Genomic DNA, 2,500 nt, shown 5'->3' with positions numbered 1-2,500 from the left:
GATCCTAAGTCTGGTGCGTCTGCCAATTCCGCCACACCCGCGCACTATATTTTTAAAATGGTGAGCCATGAAGGACTCGAACCTTCGACCCTCTGATTAAAAGTCAGATGCTCTACCAACTGAGCTAATGGCTCTTACTAAAATGGTGCCGGCTAGAGGACTTGAACCCCCAACCTACTGATTACAAGTCAGTTGCTCTACCAATTGAGCTAAGCCGGCATATGGTGGAGGATGACGGGATCGAACCGCCGACCCCCTGCTTGTAAGGCAGGTGCTCTCCCAGCTGAGCTAATCCTCCATTTGCCTGGCAACGTCCTACTCTCACAGGGACAAAGTCCCAACTACCATCGGCGCTAGAGAGCTTAACTTCCGTGTTCGGTATGGGAACGGGTGTGACCTCTCTGCCATCATTACCAGACTTCTATTATTATACACATTCTTTTCAGAATGTCAACAGGAATTTCAAAAAAATATATTCCTTCAAAACTAGATAACATTTGCTTCATATTATATGGTTAAGTCCTCGATCTATTAGTATTCGTCAGCTCCACATGTCACCATGCTTCCACCTCGAACCTATCAACCTGATCATCTTTCAGGGATCTTACTAGCTTAACGCTATGGGAAATCTCATCTTGAGGGGGGCTTCATGCTTAGATGCTTTCAGCACTTATCCCTTCCGCACATAGCTACCCAGCTATGCCCTTGGCAGAACAACTGGTACACCAGCGGTGCGTCCATCCCGGTCCTCTCGTACTAAGGACAGCTCCTCTCAAATTTCCTACGCCCACGACGGATAGGGACCGAACTGTCTCACGACGTTCTGAACCCAGCTCGCGTACCGCTTTAATGGGCGAACAGCCCAACCCTTGGGACCGACTACAGCCCCAGGATGCGATGAGCCGACATCGAGGTGCCAAACCTCCCCGTCGATGTGGACTCTTGGGGGAGATAAGCCTGTTATCCCCGGGGTAGCTTTTATCCGTTGAGCGATGGCCCTTCCATGCGGAACCACCGGATCACTAAGCCCGACTTTCGTCCCTGCTCGACTTGTAGGTCTCGCAGTCAAGCTCCCTTATGCCTTTGCACTCTACGAATGATTTCCAACCATTCTGAGGGAACCTTTGGGCGCCTCCGTTACTTTTTAGGAGGCGACCGCCCCAGTCAAACTGCCCACCTGACACTGTCTCCCGGGTCGATAAGACCCGTAGGTTAGAATTTCAATACAGCCAGGGCGGTATCCCACCAGCGCCTCCACCGAAGCTAGCGCTCCGGCTTCAAAGGCTCCCGCCTATCCTGTACAAGCTGTACCAAAATTCAATATCAGGCTACAGTAAAGCTCCACGGGGTCTTTCCGTCCTGTCGCGGGTAACCTGCATCTTCACAGGTACTATAATTTCACCGAGTCTCTGGTTGAGACAGTGCCCAAATCGTTACACCTTTCGTGCGGGTCGGAACTTACCCGACAAGGAATTTCGCTACCTTAGGACCGTTATAGTTACGGCCGCCGTTTACTGGGGCTTCAGTTCAGAGCTTCGCTTGCGCTAACCCCTCTCCTTAACCTTCCAGCACCGGGCAGGTGTCAGCCCCTATACTTCGCCTTACGGCTTCGCAGAGACCTGTGTTTTTGCTAAACAGTCGCTTGGGCCTATTCACTGCGGCTTTCCGTTAAGAAAGCACCCCTTCTCCCGAAGTTACGGGGTCATTTTGCCGAGTTCCTTAACCAGAGTTCTCTCGCACACCTTAGGATTCTCTCCTCGCCTACCTGTGTCGGTTTGCGGTACAGGCACCTTTTATCTCGCTAGAAGCTTTTCTTGGCAGCGGGGAATCAAAGACTTCGCTCCATAAGGAGCTTCCCCATCACAGCTCAGCCTTCGCGGTAAGCGGATTTGCCTACTTACCAGCCTAACTGCTTGGACGTGCACAACCAATCGCACGCTTCTTCTATCCTTCTGCGTCCCTCCATTGCTCAAACGATAAAGAGGTGGTACAGGAATATCAACCTGTTGTCCATCGCCTACGCCTGTCGGCCTCGGCTTAGGTCCTGACTAACCCTGAGCGGACGAGCCTTCCTCAGGAAACCTTAGGCATTCGGTGGACGGGATTCTCACCCGTCTTTCGCTACTCATACCGGCATTCTCACTTCTAAGCGCTCCACCAGTCCTTACGATCTGACTTCACAGCACTTAGAACGCTCCCCTACCACTGATACCATAGGTATCAATCCGCAGCTTCGGTGGTGTATTTAGCCCCGGTACATTTTCGGCGCAGAGTCACTCGACTAGTGAGCTATTACGCACTCTTTAAATGGTGGCTGCTTCTAAGCCAACATCCTAGTTGTCTAAGCAACTCCACATCCTTTTCCACTTAATACACACTTTGGGACCTTAGCTGGCGGTCTGGGCTGTTTCCCTTTTGACTACGGATCTTATCACTCGCAGTCTGACTCCTAAGTATAAGTCGTTGGCATTCGGAGTTTGACTGAATTCGGTAATCCGAT

At 51.3% G+C, this 2,500-nt stretch carries 4 tRNA genes and 2 rRNA genes (2 of these 6 cut by a window edge); all 6 read right to left on the bottom strand.

Features of this window, described 5'->3' with window-relative positions:
- Positions 1 to 41: transfer RNA gene (locus AB1284_RS23060), tRNA-Leu, on the bottom strand (it extends 40 nt beyond the left edge of the window).
- Between the two features lie 17 nt (positions 42 to 58).
- Positions 59 to 134 (bottom strand) — tRNA-Lys (locus AB1284_RS23055).
- Positions 135 to 143: 9 nt separating this feature from the next.
- Positions 144 to 219 (bottom strand) — tRNA-Thr (locus AB1284_RS23050).
- A gap of 3 nt (positions 220 to 222) precedes the next feature.
- A tRNA-Val gene (locus AB1284_RS23045) sits at positions 223 to 298 on the bottom strand.
- Between the two features lie 4 nt (positions 299 to 302).
- Positions 303 to 418: ribosomal RNA gene (gene rrf, locus AB1284_RS23040) — 5S ribosomal RNA — on the bottom strand.
- 93 nt (positions 419 to 511) lie between these two features.
- Positions 512 to 2,500, bottom strand: a 23S ribosomal RNA gene (locus AB1284_RS23035) (it continues 934 nt past the right edge of the window).

The sequence above is a fragment of the Bacillus sp. S2(2024) genome (assembly GCF_050474045.1).
GTDB classification, from domain to species: domain Bacteria; phylum Bacillota; class Bacilli; order Bacillales; family Bacillaceae_G; genus Bacillus_A; species Bacillus_A yunxiaonensis.
Note: the sequence above shows the minus strand (reverse complement) of the source record. Positions and strands in the feature narration are given on the sequence as shown.